Annotated in this window: 20 protein-coding genes, 1 other RNA gene and 1 riboswitch; of the genes, 9 read left to right on the top strand and 12 right to left on the bottom strand. The window is 46.2% G+C overall.

The annotated features are described in order from the left end of the window. Window positions 1–20: 20 nt before the first annotated feature. The 4 genes from leuA to OCU74_RS13670 all read right to left on the bottom strand — a co-directional run bounded on the left by leuA (window position 21) and on the right by OCU74_RS13670 (window position 6992). Window positions 21–1568, bottom strand: a complete 1548-nt coding sequence (gene leuA / locus OCU74_RS13685; protein ID WP_087481210.1) for a 2-isopropylmalate synthase — start codon at window positions 1566–1568, stop codon at window positions 21–23. A 333-nt stretch (window positions 1569–1901) separates the two neighbouring features. Continuing rightward, window positions 1902–2237 carry a DUF2149 domain-containing protein gene (locus OCU74_RS13680; RefSeq protein WP_087481211.1) on the bottom strand — a complete coding sequence of 112 codons (336 nt, stop codon included), beginning with the start codon at window positions 2235–2237 and terminating at the stop codon, window positions 1902–1904. Further along, window positions 2215–2676 (bottom strand): MotA/TolQ/ExbB proton channel family protein, encoded by a 462-nt coding sequence (locus OCU74_RS13675; protein WP_087481212.1) that lies wholly within the window; start codon window positions 2674–2676, stop codon window positions 2215–2217. Before OCU74_RS13675 ends, OCU74_RS13680 begins: the two co-directional genes overlap by 23 nt. Further along, on the bottom strand, window positions 2673–6992 hold the full coding sequence (locus OCU74_RS13670; RefSeq protein ID WP_159457424.1) for a cobaltochelatase subunit CobN: 4320 nt from the start codon (window positions 6990–6992) through the stop codon (window positions 2673–2675). The genes OCU74_RS13675 and OCU74_RS13670 overlap by 4 nt, the downstream gene beginning before the upstream one ends. Window positions 6993–7144: 152 nt before the next feature. Continuing rightward, a riboswitch (cobalamin riboswitch) is annotated at window positions 7145–7275 on the bottom strand. A gap of 197 nt (window positions 7276–7472) precedes the next feature. Here OCU74_RS13670 and OCU74_RS13665 point away from each other — a divergent pair. The 5 genes from OCU74_RS13665 (at window position 7473) to ilvN (ending at window position 13084) form a co-directional block, all read left to right on the top strand. Beyond that, window positions 7473–8009, top strand: coding sequence for a phosphatase PAP2 family protein (locus OCU74_RS13665; RefSeq protein WP_087481214.1), 537 nt, complete (start codon window positions 7473–7475; stop codon window positions 8007–8009). After that, on the top strand, window positions 8006–9049 hold the full coding sequence (locus tag OCU74_RS13660) for an MJ1255/VC2487 family glycosyltransferase (RefSeq protein ID WP_087481423.1): 1044 nt from the start codon (window positions 8006–8008) through the stop codon (window positions 9047–9049). Before OCU74_RS13665 ends, OCU74_RS13660 begins: the two co-directional genes overlap by 4 nt. Window positions 9050–9446: 397 nt before the next feature. Next, the gene (gene leuO / locus OCU74_RS13655; RefSeq protein WP_087481215.1) at window positions 9447–10400 is read left to right on the top strand and encodes a transcriptional regulator LeuO; all 954 of its coding nucleotides are present in this window, start codon (window positions 9447–9449) and stop codon (window positions 10398–10400) included. A 468-nt stretch (window positions 10401–10868) separates the two neighbouring features. Beyond that, window positions 10869–12590, top strand: coding sequence for an acetolactate synthase 3 large subunit (locus OCU74_RS13650; protein WP_087481216.1), 1722 nt, complete (start codon window positions 10869–10871; stop codon window positions 12588–12590). Continuing rightward, window positions 12590–13084, top strand: coding sequence for an acetolactate synthase small subunit (gene ilvN / locus OCU74_RS13645; protein ID WP_087481217.1), 495 nt, complete (start codon window positions 12590–12592; stop codon window positions 13082–13084). The genes OCU74_RS13650 and ilvN overlap by 1 nt, the downstream gene beginning before the upstream one ends. Before the next feature lie 59 nt (window positions 13085–13143). Here the strand turns inward: ilvN and pdxR are convergent, their stop codons facing one another. The 3 genes from pdxR to OCU74_RS13630 form a co-directional block, all read right to left on the bottom strand. Next, window positions 13144–14940: a MocR-like pyridoxine biosynthesis transcription factor PdxR gene (gene pdxR, locus OCU74_RS13640; protein WP_087481218.1), complete on the bottom strand. Its 1797-nt coding sequence runs from the start codon at window positions 14938–14940 to the stop codon at window positions 13144–13146. A 97-nt stretch (window positions 14941–15037) separates the two neighbouring features. Beyond that, window positions 15038–16315: a 4-aminobutyrate--2-oxoglutarate transaminase gene (gabT, locus tag OCU74_RS13635; RefSeq protein ID WP_087481219.1), complete on the bottom strand. Its 1278-nt coding sequence runs from the start codon at window positions 16313–16315 to the stop codon at window positions 15038–15040. A 43-nt stretch (window positions 16316–16358) separates the two neighbouring features. Then, window positions 16359–17786, bottom strand: coding sequence for an NAD-dependent succinate-semialdehyde dehydrogenase (locus tag OCU74_RS13630; RefSeq protein ID WP_087481220.1), 1428 nt, complete (start codon window positions 17784–17786; stop codon window positions 16359–16361). 219 nt (window positions 17787–18005) lie between these two features. On the opposite strand from OCU74_RS13630, the gene OCU74_RS13625 reads away from it, so the two are divergent. From OCU74_RS13625 to OCU74_RS13615, 3 genes are read left to right on the top strand one after another with little or no spacing between them, the layout of a single operon-like run. Next, window positions 18006–19022, top strand: a complete 1017-nt coding sequence (locus OCU74_RS13625; protein ID WP_087481221.1) for a TRAP transporter substrate-binding protein — start codon at window positions 18006–18008, stop codon at window positions 19020–19022. 55 nt (window positions 19023–19077) lie between these two features. Next, a complete protein-coding gene (locus OCU74_RS13620) occupies window positions 19078–19725 on the top strand; it encodes a TRAP transporter small permease subunit (protein WP_087481222.1) in 648 nt (215 codons plus the stop codon). Next, complete coding sequence (locus tag OCU74_RS13615; RefSeq protein WP_087481223.1) at window positions 19715–21034, top strand: TRAP transporter large permease; 1320 nt, start codon at window positions 19715–19717, stop codon at window positions 21032–21034. The genes OCU74_RS13620 and OCU74_RS13615 overlap by 11 nt, the downstream gene beginning before the upstream one ends. A gap of 140 nt (window positions 21035–21174) precedes the next feature. On the opposite strand, the gene serA is transcribed toward OCU74_RS13615, so the two are convergent. The 5 genes from serA to OCU74_RS13590 form a co-directional block, all read right to left on the bottom strand. Further along, the gene (gene serA, locus OCU74_RS13610; RefSeq protein ID WP_087481224.1) at window positions 21175–22404 is read right to left on the bottom strand and encodes a phosphoglycerate dehydrogenase; all 1230 of its coding nucleotides are present in this window, start codon (window positions 22402–22404) and stop codon (window positions 21175–21177) included. 263 nt (window positions 22405–22667) lie between these two features. Further along, complete coding sequence (rpiA, locus tag OCU74_RS13605; RefSeq protein ID WP_087481225.1) at window positions 22668–23324, bottom strand: ribose-5-phosphate isomerase RpiA; 657 nt, start codon at window positions 23322–23324, stop codon at window positions 22668–22670. Window positions 23325–23568: 244 nt separating this feature from the next. Beyond that, entirely contained in the window at window positions 23569–24150 is a 582-nt protein-coding gene (locus OCU74_RS13600; protein WP_390623657.1) for a 5-formyltetrahydrofolate cyclo-ligase, read from the bottom strand. A 16-nt stretch (window positions 24151–24166) separates the two neighbouring features. Then, window positions 24167–24350: non-coding RNA, 6S RNA (gene ssrS / locus OCU74_RS13595), on the bottom strand. A gap of 15 nt (window positions 24351–24365) precedes the next feature. Beyond that, window positions 24366–24674: a cell division protein ZapA gene (locus OCU74_RS13590; RefSeq protein ID WP_087481226.1), complete on the bottom strand. Its 309-nt coding sequence runs from the start codon at window positions 24672–24674 to the stop codon at window positions 24366–24368. A 260-nt stretch (window positions 24675–24934) separates the two neighbouring features. Between OCU74_RS13590 and OCU74_RS13585 the strand changes: the two genes are divergently transcribed. Next, window positions 24935–25513: a YecA/YgfB family protein gene (locus OCU74_RS13585; RefSeq protein ID WP_087481227.1), complete on the top strand. Its 579-nt coding sequence runs from the start codon at window positions 24935–24937 to the stop codon at window positions 25511–25513. Window positions 25514–25526 lie beyond the last annotated feature (13 nt).

Below are 25526 nucleotides of genomic sequence, written 5' to 3'. Positions count from 1 at the left end.
GGACCAGTTGGCAGGAACCTTTATACTGTTGCTATTCTTTTCTGTTTGATCACTTCAATCTGATCGGCACGCTGGATACTGTTGATGACGTGCAGTAACGCCTCTCCTGATGCTTCAACGATATCTGTTGAGATGCCTGTTCCGTGATATTTCCGGCCTTTATAGTTGGCAATAATATCAGCTTGACCTAAACCATCTTCTCCTTCCCCTTTGGCTGTCAGGTCGAACTTATCCAGTACGATATCGTAACCGGTGACACGATAGATGCATTGGTACAAGGCATCTACGGGGCCATTACCGACAGCGGCCTCGCATTTCTCTTCATCACCGCACTGCAGTTTGATGGTCGTCGTTGCCATTACACTTCCTGACTGAACACTCAGATAGTTCAGTTTGTAAAAATCATCTTCGTCCCGTAAGTTAGAGAAATACATCAATGATTCTAAGTCGTAGTCGAAGACCTGACCTTTACGGTCTGCAAGCTTCAGGAAGTCTTCATACAGTGCATCCAGATTATAGTCTTCTTCTTGGTAGCCCATGGCATCCATATGGCTTTTCACTGCGGCTCTGCCGCTACGGCTGGTCAGATTCAGAGCCTGATTTTTCAGGCCAATCGACTCTGGTGTCATAATTTCATAAGTATTTTTATTCTTCAGCATACCATCCTGGTGAATACCGGATGAGTGACTGAATGCATTGGCACCCACAATCGCTTTGTTACTCTGAATCGGCATATTACAGAGTTGGCTGACCATTTTACTGGTCCGGTGGATTTCATCATGCTTGATGTTGGTATGAACACCAAGTAACTCCTGACGGGTTTTGATGATCATGGCAATTTCTTCCAGAGCACAGTTTCCAGCTCGTTCACCAATACCATTGATCGTCCCTTCAACCTGACGTGCTCCGGCCTGAACGGCAGCAATGGAGTTTGCAACGGACATTCCCAGATCATCGTGGCAGTGTACAGAGATAATCGCTTTGTCGATGTTGGGGACACGGTTGAACAATGTTTGAATGATACCACCAAATTCACCGGGAACAGTATAACCCACTGTGTCAGGGATATTAATTGTTCCGGCACCAGCATCAATCGCTGCTTCAACCATTCGGCATAAGTTATCAATAGGAGTCCGCCCGGCATCTTCGCAGGAAAATTCAACATCGTCAGTGTAACGCCGGGCATGCTTTACAGCCTTAACTCCCATTTCTACAACCTGATCGTAGCTACGACGAAGTTTATCCTGAACGTGGACTGTTGATGTAGAAATAAACGTATGAATACGGAATGCTTCGGCAACTTTTAATGCTTCTGCGGCAGCATCAATGTCTTTTTCTACTGCACGGGAAAGCGCACACACCCGACTGTTCTTAATATTTTTGGCTATGGCTTGTACTGACTCGAAATCTCCCGGAGATGACACCGGGAATCCTGCCTCAATAACATCGACTCCCAGTCGTTCCAGAGCGTAGGCAATTTGTAATTTTTCTTTAACCGTTAAACTCGCAGATAATGCTTGTTCTCCGTCCCGTAAGGTTGTATCGAAGATAATGACCTGATCGTTCATATTGGCTCCTAGACCGGTGACTTGCTGTGTTGCTCACATGGTGTTTTCAGCTATAAAAAAACCCGCATTCTGATGCGGGTTTCTTAATTCTTTGTGGTGTTTTCAGTCCACAGGCTACCCGCGCGATCGATTCACGATTAGAAGGAGGCCTAGCAGGAGAGAAAAACGGAATGACATATTAATTCACTTTCCACAAAATTAGATAACAAATTAGTACCGCACCTGAAACATTACGTCAACCCAAAAATGCATATTTATTGGTTGTACCTCTTTTATCCCGGGTGAAATCAGCGCTGTCACGGATATTGATTCATCTTCTGACTCGCGGGATATTTACTGTCCCACCAGAATCAGTTTTCCGGTTTTAGCATCCCGGTATACGGTACCGACATTTTCCATTCCCTGACGGGCATCTCCTTTCCCCTGCATACTGTCAGGTAACTCAACCAGTTCCTGCTGAGCTGTGACTTCGACATCAGTCAGGGAAAAGTGCTGTTGCAGAGTTTCATTCTGAGAAATCAGAGCAATCAGTAACCCTAAAGCAAATACCAGCATCACATCCATGATATTGGCAAATCCGCTTAAAGGATCGGTATCTTCCTGATGAAAACGACCACCCTGCCAAAGTCTGTGCGATGAGCGTGGTTTATTCTGTTGCTGCGACATCATATTCTCTCTGTTCGATATCCATCAGTTGTGTTTCGTACCATCTGCGACGAACTCGTCCGAGCATATAGCCGATCAGACCGATAAAAAGTCCGACAACTGTCGTGTCAAATGCAACTGTCATTGCTGTTGCCAGTTGGTCGATATGACCGTCAGACAGAGCCGCTAATCCCGGACCTAACGGAATCAGGGTTCCCATTAATCCGAGGACGGGACCGCTTCTGGCCAGTAGATCGACACGTTCCAGACGTGTGGCTGCGTAACGCTCAAAAACCATTGATTCGACCGACTGTAGCGTTCGCAGTCCACCGAATTTTTCATTGAGCGTTATCCCTGTTTCCCAGAGCAGAGCAAAAAGGCACAGAGCCAGCCCTGCTAATACCGGATAAAGCATCCATCCGACCAGATGATGTAATAAGCCTAATGTGTAGCCATGAATCATTGATTTGCTCCTTTCATATGGCGAACCGTTTGTCTGCTGCGTCTGAATCCAAGGCCGATCAGCACAATTGCAAGCAGCAGAATCATGAGATAAAAGCCGAGTATGATCGGCGGGGATTGTTGCGAGGTGGCTTCGCTCTGGGAAGACGGGGTCTGATTAACCTGAGTTTCCGCAGATGACTTCACGGTCACTTCGGTCAGTGAGTGAATTTCTGGTTTTTCTGTCCGGGGCATTTGTGACCGTTGTAGTAACTGTTCGAACTGTTTTTGCTCCGCTGGTGACAGATATTGTTTGATCCACGGCATCATCGGATGATCGGGAACTGTGTGTCCGCTGCCGGGAAGGCCATGTTTGATCACTAGTTGGGCAAACTGATGTGCCAGATCTTTTGTTGTTTCAGGATCCGGATGCCAGAATCCCTTATGGATGGCAACTAACATGATTGCCAGCATATTAGACTTCACGTGTACATTGTGTCCCTGTTCCAGAAATTGATCGACACCTAGCTGGTAGCGGTCATCAAAATAAACCTCTTTGACCTCCTGCCATGCCCAGTCGCCGACCAGTGTCGGATTGGTCACTTGCCAGCCCCACAGGTATTCCAGAAATTCATTCCCCATGGTACGGGCTCCGGCATAACCATGTTTCATCAACCCGCTTAACCATTCGGGATTCAGAAAACGTCCTCTCAGTTCCTGACGCAGAGCTGTCCCCAGAGGCTGGGCGACAATTTTTTCCGGATTGGCATGATTGATTACATAGTTGTTCGGCGCGTGACCTGAGAGTGTTTCAACTGCCAGACTCAGGCCTCCGAGATAATCAAATGCATCATTATTGTCGATCAAACCGTATAAGTTACTGGAACGTCCGAAATAAGTATTCTCAACACTATGTAGCAGGGTTCGGAATGTTTCTTCGGCAGCGATGCCATATTCTTGCTGGCTGAAACCATGACCGAGGCGGCGCAGATAAACATCAGCGAGCTCTGCTCTTTGTTGCCATGCTCCGGAACGTTCGGCAAGCCGGTTGACTCCGGCGCCATAGCTACCGGGTGCATCACCAAAAACTCTTAAGGTTGACAGAAGTGCAGTTTTCTGTGGCTGATTCCCCTGTGATAAAAGTTTACGGCTGTCTTCCACCCAGTGTGCTGCGACTTGATTCTGTTGCAAAGATTCATTTCCACCATGTCGATGACTGCCCAGAGGTTTCAGTGCAAACTGAAGTGTTTCTGTTAATGCCGGATGTTCCCGAATAATCGTTTCAGAGGCAGCATCCAGTGCCATCAATACTGCCTGATCCAACAGGTGCATCTGTTGACCATAGAGATCCCGGAATAATCCTGAGGTTGTGAACACCATATCCCGGCGAGGTGTGTCCGGTGTGACTGTCTGATATTTCAGTCCTTTGACGAGTCCCCGGCTGTTCCATACCGGTTCCAGACCGAGCATGTCCAGAGCAAATGCAATCATGACGCCTTCATCCCTGACAATGTCCGATGCCCATAGCACCAGCGCTTCTCGTCTGGAAGGTTGGTGAGGATTATTTTTTCTGGCATCGCGAGCCATTTCCTGTCCGAGTTGCCAGGCAATACGGCTGGGAATCAGGCTGTTATCCAGCGCATAAAAGTTTCGGCCGGTCGGCAGACTTTCCGGGCTACGGATCGGATCATTCCCTTTCCCTGGTTCTATGAAGCGTCCGTTCAGCCCGTTGAGCAAAGCTGTCATTTCATGAGCCGGGGATTGTTGAAGCAATTGGTGCCAGTGCCCTCGCTGTTGCTGATCTACCGGAGACATCGAGTGAACCATCATGTCAATCGCATCGGGTTGCCACGTTTTACCAAAAATATGCAGCCCATAAGGCATGAATCGCTCTTGCAGATTAGTGAGGTAGTGGCCGATTTCATGCACGAGCATATCATCACTGACTTCTTCAAATCCGATTCCCATAACAGCCAGCTCCGCCGACATGGATTCAGTCAGTTCTTCTTTAAGATCGAGAGATTCAACTTTATGACGGATCTGACTGATCAATTTGTGCTTCAGTGATTGATTGTTGTTGTCGTGATTCGATTCAAAGCTTTCAACTAACTGCCGTAATTGCAATAAATCATCATAAAGCGGCGTACTTTCCAGCGGTGGTGTCAGGTGATCGACCATGACGGCGAGTCCGCGCCGTTTGGCCTGAATTCCTTCTCCGACACCATCGACGATATAAGGGTAGATTCCCGGTATATCTGCCGCAATCAGACGCGAGTAATCATCGTCGCCGAGACCGACGGAACGATGGGGCAGAAATTCATAGGTTGAATGACGGCCCACATGAATGATGGCATCGGCTTTAAAGGTATCTTTCAGGTAATGATAGTAAGCCAGATACTGATGAGGTGGTGGAAAAGCCAGGTTGGCATGGAGCAGTTCCGGGTTCACTTCCCATCCTCTGGGAGGTTGGGGACTAATCAGAATATGACCAAAAGTCAGACTGGGGAGCAGTATTTTATCGTTGTAGACCATCACGTTGCCGGGGAGTTCTCCCCAGCCACCGAGTCCTTCAATCCCGGTCTGTTGTAGGGCAGTGATGATTTTCTGAGCATGTTCCCAGCAAGGCTTCGGGCTATGTTCAATTGTGCTTTGATAACAGGATTTCAATTGAGTCAGTAATGAGAGTGCCCGTTTTCTGGACGGGTGATTGACGCCTTCTACCAGATGCACCATCTCTGCCATAGTGTTATCGAGCAATCGCTGTGCCTGTTGAGACAGATTGTGCTGGATCGCGGTTTTTAACTGTTCCTGCAATCGTCCGAACGGGCCGTTAATCATCTCGTTCTGGATGACTGGTGGTAATGTCTCAAAATAGTGTCGGTAATCTTCAGGAGCAATGGTTGGAATCTGAGAGCTCATTGTAGCCAGAGCCTGACGATCATTCGGCAGATTGACAGCACGCTCCTGAATGAGATCCAGCAGGGCTTCTTGTGATTCCGGTAAATCTCCGACCTGATAACCAGATGCTTTCAGACGGTTGAGAATCTGCCACAGGCTGGCAGGAACATCCAGATTATCAGCACCGATATTATGGCGGCCCGGCGGATGATTGTAATAAACGATGGCAATGCGTTTATCAGCGTTGGATTTTATCTGTAGGGTATGCCAACGGTGAATCCGTCTGGCAAGCGTCTCTATGCCATGTTCTTCCGGCTGAATCGGCTGGATCTGAATACCGGATAGTGAGTCAGTCCGGATTATCCCCGCGGTTGCGACAATCATTGGTTGACTGGCACCCTGGATCTCGGGCATAGCAACCTGATAATAGACTTTATCCGGTCGGATTCCATCAGCAGAAAGTTGCCACTGTGTTTTGGTTCTGTCACGTAGTTTGATTGCTTTAAGTAGCGGTACATTCAGCTTTGTGAGTAATTGTGTGGTTTTCTCCCGGCCTTCTCCGCCACCGATGACAAAATCCTGCAACATAACAATGGAGGACAACGGTACAGGCAGAGATTGTAACTGAGCGACTGCTTCAACACTGGCATCTCCCCAGGCGGCAAGTGCGACAATGCACTGAAGAGTTTTCTGCCGGGTAATAACCTGACAGAGGTGCTGAAACAACTGACTGTCGCTGGGCCTGTCTGCACCGAGGTGATCCAACAGCATCACGACAGGTTTAGCCGGTAAAGATGATGGAATTTGCTCGAAATACTGACCTTGCATCCACCAGCGTAACCGGGGTTGCTTCCGGGGAGGAAGACTGGATATTGAAGGATCTTTTACACTGGCTGCCCAGGTCAGCAGTGCTACGGTATTGTCTACGCCACCAGCCTGCCAGTAACTACGGGCCGTTAACCAGGACGTTTGTTGAGGATAACGAGTCAATATATTGGTCAGCCAGAGATGCAGAGATCCGTCCGGACGCATCGCCGTCAGAGTGGTCAGTGTTTTGTCATCCTGAAATTGTAAATTCCGTTGCAAACGGCTTTGCTTCACAAGGTGATGATCACTGTTGAAAATAAATATATTGTCCGGCGATGATAACTTCAGATCCTGATTCAGTTCGCCAACTATTGCGCCATACAGACCAATCCCGATCAGAACATCCGCATGGCTCAAATATTGTGCTCTTTGTTGTGCAGACAGGGCTATCCATTGATTTTCTGTCCGGGCTACCAACTTTATCCGGGGATATTGCTGATGTAAGTGAGCTCCTGCTTCGGCAATTGTTTCTGCATTACGTTGTGAAACCAGCATTAGTATTTGCTGACTGGTATTTCCGGCCCAGGAAAAAGAGCAGTAAACCAAGGCCATAAAAAGGATGATAAATCGCATATCTAACCTCAAGGGGAAAAGCATACCTTAAGGGAGAAATGTTCTGATGACTGTGTCGGGGGAAGTTGAAGTAAAAGCCAACGACAGAGTACCAGGTATTCCCGCCCGGTGATATATACCCAAATGAACTCGCCTTCCGGGAGATGTTCTCTGGACATAATTATCCTGAACCCAAGTATCTGGCTTGTGAGTATTCACTTACAGTTGCGGGTACAGCCCCGGATTCTCACCGGGTTCCTTGGTTGTATTGTGTTGGCAATACGGTTCAGGGCCTTTTTTATAGATGTTTATATCAACGTCGTCAATCAATACTCTCACCGGGCTAAGTCTCTTTCTCCTGATGCGCCTGCATAGCTCCGATATTTGCTGAGTTGGATTATCCAACAATATTCATGGTTCCGACAACAAACAGTAACGCGGTTGTCATCTGTTCTGATTAGTGTCGTTTATATAAAGGGACTGAAATACGGGAGTGCAATCATGAGAGTTATTGAACCGATTGTGAAATTTGATCTGGCCTTTTCTCTGTTCTGTCTACAGCATCGATTCAGTGATCCGCTGGCACGCATCAGCCGGGCGGTTTCTCATACCGGAGATGGTCATTTATACGTGCTGTTCGGTGGCATCGCTTTTCTGGCTGATGATATGTACGGTAAGGCACTCTTAGCTGCCGGAATGATATCGTTTCTGATTGAGTTGCCATTGTACTGGCTGGCAAAAAACTTCTTTCAGCGGCGGCGTCCTCAGGAATTATCATCGATGGTTACCGCTTATATCACGCCTTCAGATCGTTTTAGTTTACCTTCCGGACACACCAGTGCCGGTTTTCTGATGGCGACGTTAATTGCTTATTTTTATCCGCCATTATCTATCGTAGTTTTTTTATGGGCAGGTTGCATTGGGGCTGCACGCATCTTGCTGGGAGTGCATTTTTTTACAGATGTTCTGATTGGTGCTCTGTTGGGAATGAGTTGTGCCCAGGCCGGATTGTTGTTAACGACGGAGTGGATGATTTGAAAATTCTCTATGGTGTTCAGGGAACCGGAAACGGTCATACGGCTCGGGCCAGAGCAATGAGTCACGCGCTCCGGCAATATCATGTTGATGTCGATTTCATCTTTAGTGGCAGAGACAAAGACAAATATTTCTCGATGGACAGCTTTGGTGATTATCAAACCCGCCGGGGGCTGACTTTTGTAACAGAACAGGGACGGGTGAATTATTTTAAAACTGCCAGACAGAATAGTTTCAGCCAGTTGCTCTCTGATATTCGTCAATTGGATCTCAGTTCTTATGATCTGGTGATCAGTGATTTTGAACCAGTGACTGCCTGGGCAGCAAAACTACAGCACAAACCCTGTATCAGTCTGAGCCATCAGAATGCTTTCCGCTATCCGGTTCCGTTAAAGGGAGCAAACTGGCTGGATAAGAAAATTATTACCAGTTTTGCTCCGGCTGATTATTATCTCGGACTGCACTGGTATCACTTCGAAAGTCCTATTCTTCCGCCAATTGTCGATACCAGAGATGAGGCGACCGAAAATCAGCCTTTTATTCTCGTCTATTTACCGTTTGAATCTCTGGAAGAGATTACGGATCTCTTACTTCGTTTCGGTAGCTATCAGTTTGTCTGCTATCACCCGGCTATCACTGAAGTGGAGCAAACTGAAAATATGATGTTCCACCCATTATGTCATGAGCGCTTCCATGAACATTTGCGTTGCTGTGCCGGAGTCATTGCCAACGGCGGGTTTGAGTTACCTTCTGAGGCGATGTCATATGGGAAAAAATTGCTGCTTAAGCCTCTGATGGGACAATTTGAACAACAGAGTAATGTTGCAACACTTGAGATGCTGGGACTTGCATCAACGATGGAATCTCTTGATGTGGCGTTGATTCGGCAATGGTTAGATGAACCGAATGCAGAGCGGGTGATTTATCCGGATGTTGCGCATGCGATTGCTGAATGGATTATTCAGGGGCGCTGGGATGATCATCAGCATCTGTGCCATACACTATGGAAACAGGTTAATTTCCCTGATTATGTGACGGTATAAAACGGGCTGACTCATTGATCAGACTGAATATCTGTAACACATTATATGAGTTGTGAATAGATGTCGCTTTTAGCCGTGAAATATATAACCAGTGTCAATTAATTTTGTAAATACTATAAAAATAGCGATTTTATATTTTTTGATATTTTCTCAAGGTGTTGATTATTAATCATATTTTTTTTGACAACATAAAATAAACTGACTTTTTATCAATCTAGTTGCCTTTTGGGTATCAATTAAAAGATAGTTGGTTACACAACTTACCTATATGAATTATCAATATATTGGTCAAGATACACTCATGGTGAGTCACTAACTGATTTTAACTGATATGGTGTTATCCCGGTGGGATAATAAAAAGTGATTGCTGATCTATAGCAAAACAAGAGGCATTCCAATGTTAGAGAAAAAAGAAGTAATCCAACCTGTAGCCAGCTATCGAATGGAAAGTACGTTACGAGGCGTTGATCTGAATTTGCTTACTGTGTTTGATGCTGTGATGCAAGAACAGAATATTACCCGGGCAGCACACAATTTAGGTATGTCTCAGCCGGCGGTTAGTAATGCTGTTGCCCGTCTTAAAGTGATGTTCAATGATGAACTTTTCATGCGTCAGGGCCGGGGAATTCAACCGACTCAGCGTGCCCGTCAGCTTTTTGGGCCGATTCGTCAGGCATTGCAGTTAATCCGTAATGAGCTACCGAATTCCGTATTTACGCCTGAGTCATCAACCAGACAGTTCAATCTGGCAATTTGCAGTCCGAATGATCTGCGTTTTGCCCCTAAGATCTTCTCATCGATTCATGAGCAGGCTCCTCAGGTTCAGCTTCATCTGGAAGCAGACTCCAATCAGCAGCTTGCAGAGCGGTTACGCTATCAGGAAGTCGATTTTGTGATTGATTATGCTCGTTTCGAAGAACCTGGTTTCTCCAGCACTGAGCTTTTCCGGGATGAACTAGTTGTTGTTGCATCTAAATTACATCCTCGTATTCAGGGCAACATTACTCCTGCGCAAGTAATAGAAGAGCAACATGCGAAACTGTCGCAGGCCCATGGTATCCGGAGTTTCAGCGAGCAGGCTTACCGGGACATTGACTGCCATTCTCACTATGAAGGGACTAGTCTGAGTAATGTCCTTTATGTAGTCAGTCAGTCGGAACTCATCACCATTGCACCTCGCTGGCTGGTGGAAGGTTCTCCTAATCGGGAGCAACTGCAAACAATCGCTTTACCATTCGAACGTAAGCAGATTAGTGGTTATTTAAGCTGGCACGAATCCAATGAAAAAGATAAGGGGCATGGTTGGTTAAGAGAACAACTCATGCTTATCTGTAATGAAATTGTCGGATAGACCATTCCAGACATGTGACTGATGTTGCCTGACCGTATGGAAGGGCAATATTTCATAGATTTCATCTCTTCCGTTTTCTGACGGTTTTTTGTTGTGAAAAATATCACTCAATCTCAACGGAACTGTAATCTTTCTTAGCATCTTGATGACTTTTTTTACATGAAATAAATATTTTATGTTTTTTTCATATGTAACTTTGACATACTCATCTGATTTTGAGGTTTTTTTCCGAAGAGATATCTTTGATGATATCCGTGTACGACATTTTCCGTAAAATACGACGATGAGCGGATTAGACCAATCCTCCGGAAGCGAGTAAAGTTGCTCTATCCCTTGCAGGGTTATGACTCTGTAAGGACATAGCCGCAAGTGAATCGATTTCGATTAGGCTACGAATAAGCCCTAGACTATGTAACCACCAGACTGTTGAACTGACCTCGGGAAACAGATGCTGGTAAGGAGAACAATATGGTAATGCTATCCGGTGCAGAGATGGTCGTACAGTCTCTGATCGAAGAAGGTGTCGAGCAGATTTTTGGTTATCCTGGAGGATCTGTACTTGATATCTATGATGCTCTGCACGAAAAAACCGACCAGATTAAGCACGTCCTCGTTCGTCATGAGCAGGCTGCGACACATATGGCTGACGGTTACGCACGTTCAACAGGAAAACCTGGTGTCGTGCTGGTTTGTTCCGGCCCCGGAGCAACCAATACAGTAACCGGTATTGCGACAGCTTATATGGATTCAATTCCAATGATCGTCATTTCAGGAAATGTACCCAACAATCTGATTGGGAATGATGCGTTTCAGGAATGTGATATCGTTGGGGTTTCCCGTCCGATTGTCAAACACAGCTTTTTAGTAAAAAAAGCTGAAGATATCCCCGAAACAATTAAGAAGGCATTTTATATTGCTTCGACCGGGCGCCCCGGTCCGGTAGTCATTGACTTACCGAAGGATGTAATGAATCCACAGATTAAATTGCCTTATGAATATCCGCAGACCATCAAGATGCGCTCTTATAATCCGACGACTACCGGACATAAAGGGCAGATTAAGAAGGCGCTGAAAGCCCTTCTGGATGCGAAAAAACCAGTTTTATATGTTGGTGGTGGTGCGGTTATTTCCGGTGCGGACAAGCAGATTCTTCAGTTAGCGGAAGCGCTGAATCTTCCGGTTGTCAGTACGCTGATGGGATTGGGGGCTTTCCCCGGAACCCATGCAAATGCTTTAGGGATGCTGGGAATGCATGGTGTCTATGAAGCAAATATGGCCATGCACAATGCCGATCTGATTTTTGGTGTGGGTGTCCGCTTCGATGACCGAACGACCAATAATCTGGAAAAATATTGCCCCAATGCCAAAGTCATGCACATCGATATCGATCCTTCCTCGATTTCGAAAAATGTACCGGCCGATCTGCCGATTGTAGGTTCAGCTGAGAAAGTTCTCGATACCATGCTGAAATTATTGGTAGAACAGGGCGGTTCTAATGACGCGGATGCACTGACGCAATGGTGGAAAGAGATTCAGGTCTGGCGGGATCGCCAGTGTCTTGCTTACGATAAATCCAGTGAGCGAATCAAACCGCAACAGGTGATCGAAACGCTGCACCGGTTAACCGGTGGTAATGCCTATGTTGCTTCCGATGTCGGACAGCACCAGATGTTCGCTGCACTTTATTATCCGTTTAATCAGCCTCGTCGCTGGATCAACTCCGGCGGTCTGGGAACCATGGGCTTCGGTTTACCCGCCGGAATGGGCGTGAAATTCTCTCATCCGGATGAGGAAGTTGTCGTAATTACCGGTGACGGTAGTATTCAGATGAATATTCAGGAACTGTCGACGGCACTTCAATATGATATTCCGGTCAAAATCATCAACCTGAATAACCGTTTTCTGGGAATGGTGAAACAGTGGCAGGATATTATCTATCAGGGACGCCATTCGAACTCGTACATGAGTTCCGTTCCGGACTTTGCTGCAATCGCAGAAGCTTATGGACATGTCGGTATTCGCATCTCGGCTCCGGATGAACTGGAAGCCGGGTTGAAGAAAGCACTGGATCTCAAAGATCGTCTGGTGTTTGTGGATATCAATGTCGATGAAACAGAGCACGTCTATCCGATGCAGATCAAAGGTGAAGGGATGGACAAAATGTGGTTGAGCAAAACGGAGAGAACCTGATGAGACACATTATTTCAGTATTAATGGAGAACCAGCCCGGTGCTTTGTCTCGTGTGGTTGGATTGTTCTCCCAACGTGGTTTCAACATTGAAACATTAAATGTATCCCCGACAGATGACGAAACTTTATCTCGTCTGAATATTACAACAAAGACCAATGATATGGAGCTGGAGCAGATTCAGAAGCAGCTGCATAAACTGATTGATGTACTCAAAGTGCAGGAAGTTTCTGAGTTTGAGCACGTCGAACGGGAACTGATGTTGATGAAGGTGAGAGCAAGCGGTGCTGCCCGGGCCGAAGTACAGCGTACGACCGACATTTTCAGAGGTCAGATCGTGGATGTCACCGGGAGTCAGTATACGGTTCAGATGACGGGAACTTCTGAAAAGCTTGATGCGTTTATTGAAGCCATCTCCGAAGTGACGGAAGTGATCGAAGTAGCCCGTAGTGGTGTGGTCGGAATTGCTCGTCGTGAGCGTGCTCTCCGGGCTTGATGTCATCAGATTGAATTGAGAAAACCGGCATTAGCCGGTTTTTTCTTTAGGTCAACCGTCTAGTCAATCTTGCTGGATATCAATCGGGCTTCTCCGATAAAGTAGCCATCCTCATCAAATCGTTTCACTTCTTCATTTTCAAGCACAATGGTAATTTTCCGGATATCTGAAAACTGCCAGTTCCGCCATTGGTAGACAAAACGATCATGCTCGACCCACCAGTAACCTTCATCCATATCATTGGGGCGGTCAGAGACTCCGGTCATTTTTCCGTCTGCCTGAAATGTAATCCGGTAAGGAATATTGAAGCAATCTTTGGTCAGTAGTGTCTGATTTTTCAGGAGCCGGCGAATGGCTTTACTACTTAACGGAGGCTGCTGACATTCCTGTAGTGTTTCTATTGGCATGACCTGCTTGGCGATTTGGGAAAGCAGGGCGATGCCTTCCCGAATGAGATCGGTTCTGATGGACTGAAAACATAAACGAAAGCTATTGGTACGCTCATCACAACAATAGTACTTGGCTCCGTTATTGATCAGGATGCCGTGTTGCTCTGCCAGTTGTTCAAATTTTTCGGCATCGAAGCCCTGCTTATAGTCGATCCAGAAAGCGGTGCCGGCCAGTGATGGCGTGACTCCGGATTGGGGGAAATAATAATTCAGTGCCTTTTCCATCGTCAGCCATTTTTCCCGGTAACGTTTGAGCATCTTTTGTGCCAGAGCATCGTAATATCCCAGACTCAGGAACAGGGCGAGCGTCTGGCAGTTGTTCTTCGGTGGCAGACTATGGGTTCTGAACTGCAGTGCCTTTATCTGGGAAATCAGAGGATCCGGTGCGACGATATATCCGAGTCTCAGCCCCGGAGCAATCGTCGAAGAAAAACTGGAGATATAGATAATGCGTTCGCTGGAATACTCACTTTTCAGTGGCGGACATGTATCTTCGATGAAATTAATATCATGTTCGAAGTCATCCTCAATAATGAGTAAATCATGTTCTTCTGCCAGTGCGAGTAGCTTTTTGCGGCGATTAGCAGACAAACGAACCGTGGTCGGAAACTGATTACTTGGTGTTGTGTAAACCAACTGACAGTTAGTCAGACGTTCATCAATCACCATGCCTTCCTGATCGACATCGATCGGAACGATGCGGGAGCGTCTGGCCTGAAACTGGTGTAATGCTTCCGGGTAACCGGGATTCTCAACGGCAATTGATGAAGCAGAAGAAAGCAAGAGCTTGGACAGATAGTACAGACTGTTCTGACAGCCAAGCGTGATTGCAATATTGTTCCGGTTTACGAATATGCCCCGTTTGGTCAGCACCCGGGTACGGATTTGTTCAATCAGATCATCGTAGTCCGAATCATTTGATGTCCAGGTCCGGTGATTGATGCGATTGAGGGACTGAATACTACACTTGCGCCATTCCGAAACCGGAAACAGGTCATCATCAACCACACCGCTGACAAACAGATAAGGGTAATTTTTGAGATCTTTTGCCTCGAGTTCAGATACGGTATTTTCAGAGATCAGATAGCGGCTCCAGTCGAGCTGTGTTGTCTGTTCCTGTTCTTCTCTGGGTTGTTTGACCGGTGTTGCTGAGATATCCAGAGCAGGATTGACGAAATAGCCTTTCCGCTCGACGGAAACAAGTACACCTTCTTCCGTCAGTTGTTCGTAGACCCGCAGAATTGTGTTTCGGGAAACATTCAGATCTTTTGCCAGTTTACGTGAAGAGACCAGACTGGATTGCTTAGGTATAAAGCCATCGAAGATTGCTTTGGCAAGGCTGCTTTTGATTTGATCCTGAAGGGTTTTCGAATCCTGAGGATCGATGTGGATATACTGGCTTAGCATACGGCTCCTACAACTCTTTCTTGCGCCGCTGACTAATCCGGGTAAGGAAGCGAAGATACAGAGATGAGGGAGACTACTGTATCTTCGCCGGATGTATTTAGTGAGCGAGCAACGTTTGTAACTCTGCTTTAATGATATCAAGACCTTTCACAATAAGCTCTGGCTCGATGGTCAGTGGTGGCAGGAAGCGAATTACATTTCCTTTGACACCACAAGACAGCAAAATCACACCAGCATGGTTGCTTTTTACTACCAGTTGCTTAGTCAGATCTGCAAGTGGTGCGCCACTGTCCGGATCATTGAGTTCGATTGCAATCATGGCACCAACCTGGCGAATGTCACCAATTTGGGGAATCTCTTTTTGCAATTCAGTCAATTGTTCCTTAAATAGTAAACCAATATGTTGAGCTGTTTCACAGAGATTTTCTTTCTCAATGATATCGAGAACTTCCAGTGCTGCAACACATGCCAGAGGAGAACCTGCATAGGTACCACCAACACCGCCGGGATTGGCTGAATCCATGATCTCTGCTTTACCGACAACACCTGAAAGCGGGAAACCACCGGCAATCCCTTTTGCCATTGTGATCAGATCGGCTTCAATACCGAGATACTCCGTAGCAAACATCTTGCCAGTCCGGGCAAAACCAGTCTGAATTTCATCACAAATCAAAACGATGCCGTGTTTGTCACAAACTTCACGGATTTTCTGTGCCCAGGCTGCCGGAGCCTGATAGAAACCACCTTCGCCCTGAATTGGTTCAAAGATAATGGCTGCCACACGACTTGGCTCGATATCACAGGCAAACAGATCATCCAGAGCACTCAGGCTTTGGGCTTCAGTAATACCATGGTAGGTATTTGGGAATGGCAGGTGGTAAATCTCATTCGGGAATGGTCCAAAACCCGCTTTGTAAGGCGCAACTTTTCCAGTGAGTCCCATACACATGTTGGTACGTCCGTGGAATCCGCCTTTAAATGCGATAATACCTGAGCGGCCGGTGTGGGCACGTGCGATTTTTACTGCATTTTCTACCGCTTCTGCACCGGTGGTTACAAATGCTGCTTTCTTCTCAAAATTCCCCGGCGTTTTTGCAACAATCTTTTCAGCCAGTTCAACAAAGCTGGTGTATGGTGTCACCATTGAACAGGTATGGCTGAAGTTATCTAACTGCTTTTTGACCGCTTCAATAATCTGTGGGTGAGAATGACCTGTATTATTAACGGCGATACCGGCAGCAAAGTCGATATACTCTTTGCCTTCGATATCCGTGATGATTGCATTTTTTGCGCTCGCCGCGTAGATCGGTGCCAGGTTAGCCATACCTTTTGCGACTACTTTTTCCTTACGGGCTTGCCATTCCATATTCGTCATGAGTTTAATTCCTTCACATTCAAACAGTAGTTATTGTGAGATGTCAGAAGCCACCAAAGCAGAGATATTTCACATTGAGATATTCATCAATCCCTTGTTTGGCACCTTCCCGGCCAAAGCCGGATTGTTTTACACCACCGAATGGTGCGACTTCATTTGAGATAATGCCTTCATTAATCCCGACCATGCCGTATTCAAGCTGCTCGGCAATACGAAATGCACGATTCAGAGCACTGGTGTAGAAGTAACTGGCTAATCCGTAAATCGTATCGTTAGCTTTTTCGACCAGTTCATCATCGTTGGTAAACCGGACAACCGGAGCAACCGGACCGAATAATTCGGTTTGGACGATGTCCATATCCTGAGTGACTTCAGTCAGAATGGTCGGTTCAACAAACAGACCATCCAGAGAGCGACCACCAATTGCGATCTTTGCTCCTTGTTCGACGGCTGTATTGATGTAACCCAGTACACTGTTTTTCGCTTTAATGTCGATCAGCGGACCGATATTCACCCCAGGTTCAACACCATTACCGACTTTCAGTTCTGCAACGGCTTTGGCAAATTTTTCGACGAATTCATCGTAAACGCTGTCCTGAACATAGAAGCGGTTTGCACATACGCAGGTTTGTCCGGCATTACGGAACTTCGATGCAATCGCACCTTTAACGGCTTCATCGATATCAGCATCATCAAACACGATAAATGGCGCGTTACCACCCAATTCCATTGAGGTACGTTTTACGGTTTCGGCGCACTGTTTAATCAGATGACTGCCAACCTGAGTTGAGCCGGTGAAAGAAAGCTTCTTGATATCATCATGCGTACAGAAAATATCACCGACAGCAACGGAAGAGTGGTTGTTTACCACGATTAGCAATTCTTGCGGCAGGCCAGCTTCATAAGCCAGCTCTGCGATTGCATAAGCTGAAAGTGGCGTTTGGTTTGCCGGTTTGACGATAAAACTACATCCGGCAGCTAGTGCCGGTGCTGCTTTACGGGTAATCATTGCAATCGGGAAGTTCCATGGAGTGATTGCAGCGGCAACACCAACGGGTTGTTTAATAGTCATTAAACGTTTGTTAGAAGTTGGTGCTGGAATTGTATCACCGTAGGTCCGTTTCCCTTCTTCTGCGAACCATTGAATGAAAGATGCACCGTACATGACTTCACCTTTCGCTTCCGCCAATGGTTTGCCCTGTTCCAGTGTCATAATCCTTGCCAAATCGTCACTATTTTCAACAACCAGATCGTACCAGCGTCTTAAAATGGCACATCTTTCTGCTGCTGAGCGCTGCTGCCATGCCTGTTGAGCCTGCTTGGATTTTTCAATCAAAGCCAGAATATCCGTAGTCTGGACCGAAGGAATATAAGTCAGAGTCTCATCGGTTGCCGGATTAAGGACTGCAATCGCATCTTCACTGAAAGGACACGTTGCTTTTAGTAGGTTTTTGTTAACAATTTGGTCCATCTTTGTGTCTCTTTTGTTAGCTGTTAAGGGGATGTTAGATCCAAAGCTGATTCCTCTCGAAGTACCAGTTAGATCAATTGTGTGGTACCAGTGATAGATTTATAACTGGTACCATACAAATTACCTTTCTGGTTCTATTGCTTTGGCTGAGCTTTCTTCATATTAACTCGTGAAACAAATCGGTAACAAACAAGTAACGACACAGGAAGAGGAATTTCTATGTTTGGGTTAAAGGGAAAGAAGCTTGCGAAGAAATTACTGGCAGTCACACTGGGTGTGAGTGCTCTCGCTAGTTCCACTGTCAGCTTTGCAGCTGAATATAACTGGCGCTTTGCAAACCTTTATGGTCGCGGTACCGCATTCGGTGCTGTTTACGAAGATCTGGCCAAAAATATCGAAACCATGTCCAATGGCCGTATTTCTGTGCAGGTTCTGTACTCCGGGGAAGGCGTTGGTACCAGTGGTATTTTAAGTGCTGTACGTTCCGGCCTGATTACGATGGGAGCACCTTTCCAGCCAATGCATGCGGGTGAGTTCCCGGCAGGGGTTGTTGAAGTGGGTCTGCCAGGCGGTACATCAGATACCGGTGAACTGATGACACTGTTCCATGAGCGTGGATGGGGTGAAGTGCTGAAGAAAGCATACGCATCTCAGGGGCTTGTCTGGTTAGAACCTTATATTCAGCCACCTGTTTACATCATCACGAAAAAGCCAATCAACTCTATTGCTGACTTTAAAGGTATGAAAATTCGTGCGCCAGGTGCATACGGTAAGTTCCTGCGTAATCTGGGAGCAGCTCCGGTATCTCTGGCATGGAGTGAGATCTATACCTCACTGGCAACTGGTGTTATTGATGGTTCTATCGGTTCCAATATGATCGACCACCGTGATGGTAACCACGTGGAAGTTGCAAAATATATGTACCCACTACCGATTGCCGGTGCTCAGGTTCTGCCTGTGATTGTGAACCAGAAAGCATGGAACAAATTACCGGAAGACCTGAAAGCGATTGTAAAAGGTGCGACGGCTGAACATGCGATTGAGCAGTTAACCAAATCTAAACTGTGGGAATCTCAGGCTGTAACAGAGATGGAATCAAAAGGCCTGAAATGGAGTCCTGCACCATCTGAAGCGGATAAAAAAGCCTGGAAAGAAGCCGGTATGTCACTTGCGCAGGAATATGCCAGTGAAGACCCTTATTCAAAACAGCTTGTTGATATCCTGAACAAGCAGTAACAAGGAATGATCAAGGTGAATCATTTGATTCACCTTGATTGGTTTGGGAGTTTATATGGTTGAACCAATTTTAAGAGGATACTGCCAGGTAGTCAGATATGTTGTTGGCCTGATCGGGCGTTCGGTTTCATATCTGCTTCCTGTTTTAGCCACGATTGTTGCTTACGAAGTATTTGCACGTTATGTCATTGATAAACCAACTATTTGGGGATATGACACCTCTCTGTTTCTGTTCGGGTATATTGCTGCTTTAGGCGGAGCATACGCCCAGCAACGTGAAGCGCATATCAATGTGGATATTGTCCACGGTAAAGTACCGGAAAAGACTCGCCGGATTTTCGATCTGATTACCGCCGTACTGGCAATGGGCTTTTTAGCTGTCATGATAAAAACCTGCTACGGCATGTTTCTGGAAAGTCTCCAGTATCATTACAAAACCCAGAGTGAATGGGCGCCGCCTATGAATCATTTCTGGTTGATGATTACCGTTTCGGCAACCATTTTTATTGCTCAGTATTCGACCGAATTCATCAGTAATCTGTTTTTCCTCGCTACAGGACGCGAATTGAACGGAAAAGTTCATCCGCATGTCAGCTTAGATGACCAGCCTTTCCATGTCAGCTTAGATGATGAACCCTTCAACTCTGATAGCCATCAGGTAGAAAAGTCCGTTTTTGACAAGGAGAATCCAAATGGGAATTGAGATGTTAACCCTTATTTTGCTGGCCTGTATTCTGACCGCTTTTGTTCTGGGCGCTCAGGTCGGTCTGGCATTGGGTGGGATTGCCATGGGTGTCGGCTATCTGGTCTGGGGCGAGGCGCTGTTTAATATTATTCCGACCACCGTTGAGAGCACATTTTTTAACTTTATCCTTTTGGCGATTCCTCTTTATATTTATATGGGACAAATCCTGACCCGCTCCGGAATTGGCGATGCCATGTTTAATGCCAGTCAGTTGGCAATCGGACGGTTGCGTGGTTCTCTGGCCATTAGTGTCATCGGGGTCTGTTCAATGATTGGTGCCATGGTTGGAATCATTGGTGCCGGTATTATGACTTCCAGTAGCATTGCGCTGAAGCCAATGCTGGATCGCGGATACGATAAGAAACTTGCTCTTGGCGTGATTATGGCTGGTGGTTCTCTGGGAATCCTGATTCCACCCAGTATTCCAATGATCATGTTTGCATCGGCAACGCAAAACTCGGTCGGGAAAATGTTTCTGGGTGCGATGATTCCGGCATTAATCACGATTATTTTACTGATTACTTATGTGGTGATCTCCTGTAAGTTGCGTCCCGAACGTGCACCGCTTGACTCTGACAACGATATTCAGGTGCCGAAAGGATATGAGATGTTTAAGACGATCCGGGACGGTGCTTCCTCACTGGCTCTGATTGTCGTTGTTCTCGGCAGTATTATTGCCGGTATTGCAACGCCTACCGAGTCTGGTGCTTTGGGGGTTATGGGGGCAATTCTGCTTTCAATCCTGTTTAAGCGTTTTAAACCGGAAATGTTAATGCGTTCCGGGATGCAGACCGCGATGCTGGTAAGTGTTGCTATGTGGATCATCCTCGGAGCCTCAGTTTTCAGTAACTTCCACCTGTTGATGGGAATTCAGGGCATGGTGTCCGGATTCACCAAAGGACTGGATCTGCCACCGATCATGATCATTATTATGTTCCAGCTGATCATGCTGCTTTTAGGTTTCATCATTGATGAGTTCATTATTGTCCTGATGTGTGCCCCGATTTTTACGCCGGTTGCGGTATCGCTGGGATACGATCCTATCTGGTTCGGTGTACTGATGATTCTGAACATCGTGATTGCCGTTCAGACGCCACCTTACGGTTTTGCCTTGTTCTACCTGAAGGGGATTGCACCGAAAGGTGTGACTATGATGGATCTCTATAAATCAGTGCTGCCCTTTATTTCCGTCCAGTTTGTTGTTTTGGTGATTTGTATGATCTTCCCTGATCTGGTCACCTGGTTACCGAATCTGGTAATTCACTAAAGATGATGCTAGTTGAATAAGCAAATCTGAATCAATAAAAAGCCTGCTTTAAGCAGGCTTTTTTACATCGATTTCAAATGCGCAGAAGAAAAAAGCCCTTTCCGGAGAAAGGGCTTTCTATTGTGAGATATCTGATAAGATTAATGCAGAATCCGTGCGCGGATTGTACCTTCAATTTTCTTCAGTTTGCTCAATGCTTCTTCTGAGCGGGCGGTCTCGACATCAATGACAACATAACCGACATCTGCAGATGTTTGCAGGTACTGTGCTGCGATGTTGATAGCATCCTGAGCGAAGATCGTGTTGATCTGATTCAGAATACCCGGACGGTTCTGGTGAATGTGCAGCAGGCGGGAACATTCTCTGAGTTCCGGCAGTGAAACCTCCGGCAGGTTGACGCTGGAGAGCGTTGAACCATTATCAGAATATTTCACCATCTTACCGGCGACTTCAATACCGATGTTTTCCTGGGCTTCATGGGTAGAGCCACCAACATGAGGCGTAAGAATTACATTGTCGAACTGAGTCAGTGGTGATTCAAACGGTTCTGCATTGGTTTTGGGTTCGACAGGGAAGACGTCGATAGCTGCACCGGAAATATGTCCGGATTCCAGAGCACCACACAGTGAATCAATATCAACGACAGTACCGCGAGCAGCGTTGATAAAGATGGCGTTTGGTCTCATCTGAGAAAACTCTTTACTGGACATCATGTCTTTCGTATCGGGTGTTTCCGGGACATGGAGAGAAATAACATCACATTTGCCTAACAGTTCTGCCAGTGAAGATACCTGTACAGCATTTCCCAGAGAGAGCTTATTCTCAATATCGTAGTAATAGACGCTCATACCCAGGTTTTCAGCAATAATACCCAACTGAGTACCGATGTGGCCGTATCCGATAATTCCCAGCTTTTTACCACGAGCTTCATAGCTGTTATCGGCGCTTTTTTTCCAGACACCACGGTGAGCCAGCGCATTCTTTTCCGGTACACCACGTAATAGCAGGAGAATTTCTCCCATCACCAGTTCAGCAACGCTGCGGGTATTTGAAAACGGTGCATTAAATACCGGAATACCTCGTTTTGCAGCTGCATTCAAATCGACCTGATTGGTTCCGATACAAAAACAACCGATACCGACAAGCTTCTTGGCAGCGTTGATAACAGTTTCTGTCAGATTGGTGCGGGAACGGATACCGACAAAATGAGCGTCCTGAATGGCTTCTAATAGTTCGGATTCAGCTAAGGAACCTTTATGATATTCGATATTGGTATAGCCAGCTTCCTGAAGCACCTCCACTGCGGAATGGTGAACACCTTCAAGAAGTAAAATTTTAATTTTGTCTTTTTCCAATGAAAACTTGGCCATTATTTTTGTCCTTAACGATGGAAAGGTGAAGAAACGAGGTGCACAGCTGCTAAATCGGGAAAATTAGCATTTTGTTAACAAGCAAACGTTTGCCTTGTGCATCTTCTCATCATAAAGTAACAAAAAACATCTCCAATTGGTAAGAAAATTACGTCATAAGGAATAATTTTTCTATAGCCAATGAAAGAACGGTACATAAACGTACCGTTTTTTCATGATTTCTCACCAATGTCGATAAATGATGGTGAATATTAGTCGATAAATTACTCGATAAATTGTGTGCCGTCTGGAGTTCCGATAATTACGACATCAGCCCCCCGGTGCGCAAACAGACCATTAGTGACAACGCCTGGAATATTATTAAGGGTTGATTCCAGTGTTTTGGGATCGGTAATCTGCATATCATGAACATCCAGAATGATATTCCCGTTGTCAGTGATCACGCCTTCACGGTAAACCGGGCTTCCGCCCAACATTTTCAGTTCACGGGAAACCTGTTCGCGGGCCATGGGAATCACTTCAATTGGAAGCGGGAATTTGCCCAGAACTTCAACTGTTTTTGTGCCATCAACAATACAGACGAATTTTTCGGAGATTGCAGCAACGATTTTTTCCCGGGTAAGAGCTGCACCGCCACCTTTAATCATATCCCGTGTCGGATTGATTTCATCGGCACCATCGATATAAACATCCAGTTTTTCAACATCGTTGCAGTCGTAGACCTGGATTCCCAGAGCTTCTAGTCTTTCTGTTGATGCTTTTGAGCTGGAAACGGCTCCTTTGATGTTATCTTTTACTGAGCCCAAGGCGTCGATAAAGTGATTCACGGTTGAGCCTGTACCTACCCCGATAATGCCACCTTTGATGACATACTTGAGTGCAGCCCATCCCGCTTCTTTTTTCATTTCGTCTTGGGTCATGTATTGATCTCCTGCTGATTACATTTAAATCTTATTTTAAATTACTTGGGATATATTGATTGGGTATTCTGGCGGGGGATTATATACCCAAGTCACCTCAAGATGCAGCGTCAATACGTCTTTTCCTGTGCATTAATCACATTGTCACGCCAGTGATCACAGGTGTTTCACCAGGGTTGGTGTAGATATCGGATAAAGTCTGTCTGATATGTACTGAAGGGGAATCCGGTCCGGTAGCGTCGCTTTATTCCCAGTGCCAGATTTTATCTGGTGTGACAATCTTAGGTAGTGGGACATCCCAGGATTCCACTGGCAGTTTTTCGACAAACTGACATGAATGAGCCAGACCAATCGGCTTGGCTCCGCTTTTATTTTTAAACCAGGGTTCCAGAGTCCGGTCATAATAGCCGCCACCCATTCCCAGCCGGTGTCCTGATGCATCGAAACCGACCAACGGGGTAAAAATCAGATCAAGCTGACGGGTCGGCAGGATGAGTTCTTTATTCAGGCGAGGTTCAGCAATCCCATAGCGATTGTTAACCATCGGAGTTTCCGGGGTGTAGTGTAAGAAGAGCAGCTGTCCGGTTGAAAACGGATGAATCACGGGGAGATAAACGGATTTACCCTGTTGCCAGAGCCACTCGATGAGCTTTGGTGTTGCGAGCTCGCCATCGGCTGAAAGGTAGAGTGCAATGTTCTGACTGGAGTGAATTTCGGGTAAATTAGAAAGATGCCCGATGACTTGTTCACTAGCGGTTTGCTGGAAATCAGCCGAGAGCTGTTTCCTTCTTTCCCTGATCAGCTTCCTGAACTCAGCGCGTGTCATCATATTCTGGTGCATAGAGAACCCCAAAGTGCCGTTGCAGATGTTTGACCCTTGAACCAGCTGGTTCAAGGCGGATCAGTAATGTTGACCGTAGGCTTCTCGGTGCGTGCCGAGCTTGCTCAATAGCCAGCAAGTACTAACCCTTAGGTATTGCTTATCGGCTCAGGGACGTAATCCGCTGACGAACACTTCAGGGTAAATTCTGTGGCGTAAAGTTACTGCTGTCCTGGCTCGACCTTACGAATCACACTATCAAGCGATGCTGAGAGTTGCTCCATGCGCGTCGCGAGATGATCTGTTGTCTGTTTATTTTCTTTTATCTGATTTTGTAATTCATAGCAGATATTTAAAGCAGCGATTGTCAGTAACTTAACCTCATTAGTCACCTTAGTTCTTTCCGCCATTTCTTTCAAACGATCATCAAGTTCTTTTGCTGCCTGAACGAGCGAATCTTCCTGACCTGCAGGGCAGTTCACTCGTGTGACTTTTCCTAAAATCTCAACATCAACCGCTTGATTACTCATGACTTATGAACTCGTAACATGCCACTGTGAATGATACATTGACGGTATCATCAAGACGGAAACTATAGGTAAAGCCACGATAAGATTCAAGTCTTTCCCTGCATATCCGCGTCAATGATAGGTCAAAAACTCAGATCTTGGACAATTCGGACAAAAGCTGTGCTATTGATCGGGACAGGTTAGCAGATTTGATGCCGTGGGCATTTCAGCAATGAGGTTGAGGTGATAGGATTAGGTTTATTTTTTCTGCAGATTGCATCATGAGTGATAATAAGTTTCCCGAATACCTTTCTTCTGCTGATATCCTGAAGTCAGCTTCTTTAGCGGTAACACCTGCCGAGCTGCACGGCCTTTTAACCGGGATGTTATCCGGTGGTTTAAATCCGGACGATGAACGCTGGCAGCCATTACTGTTTGATTATACCAATGACGGAATGGGATGGCCGATGGCAGCATTGGGGCTGGCCGGTGAGTTGATTTCCGGTACGGCAGAAGAAATGACACAGCAACATTTCCAGTTGTCTTTGTTTTTACCTGAAGGTAGTGGCGATACTGGCCTGTTTGAGCTGGCTGATGGTGTGTCTGAGTGGGTGAATCATTTTATCTCCGGGCTGGGGCTGGCACATTCGAACATCAGTTCACTTTCAGATGATGCGAAAGAAGCATTGACCGATCTGGAAGAGATTGCCCGGTTAGGAATTGATGAAGATGATGATCTTGAAGAACAGGCGTTACTGCTTGAGCAGGTTATCGAGCATATAAAAGCGTGTGTACTCACGATTCATGCGGAATGTGGTGTTCGGGTAAAATCACAGAGTAAGAAGCCAACAATTCATTAAATCGTTACGTGAT

The sequence above is a fragment of the Vibrio mangrovi genome, assembly GCF_024346955.1.
Classification (GTDB): domain Bacteria; phylum Pseudomonadota; class Gammaproteobacteria; order Enterobacterales; family Vibrionaceae; genus Vibrio; species Vibrio mangrovi.
The sequence above is the reverse complement of the archived record's forward strand: the minus strand, read 5'-3'. Positions and strand labels throughout refer to the sequence as shown.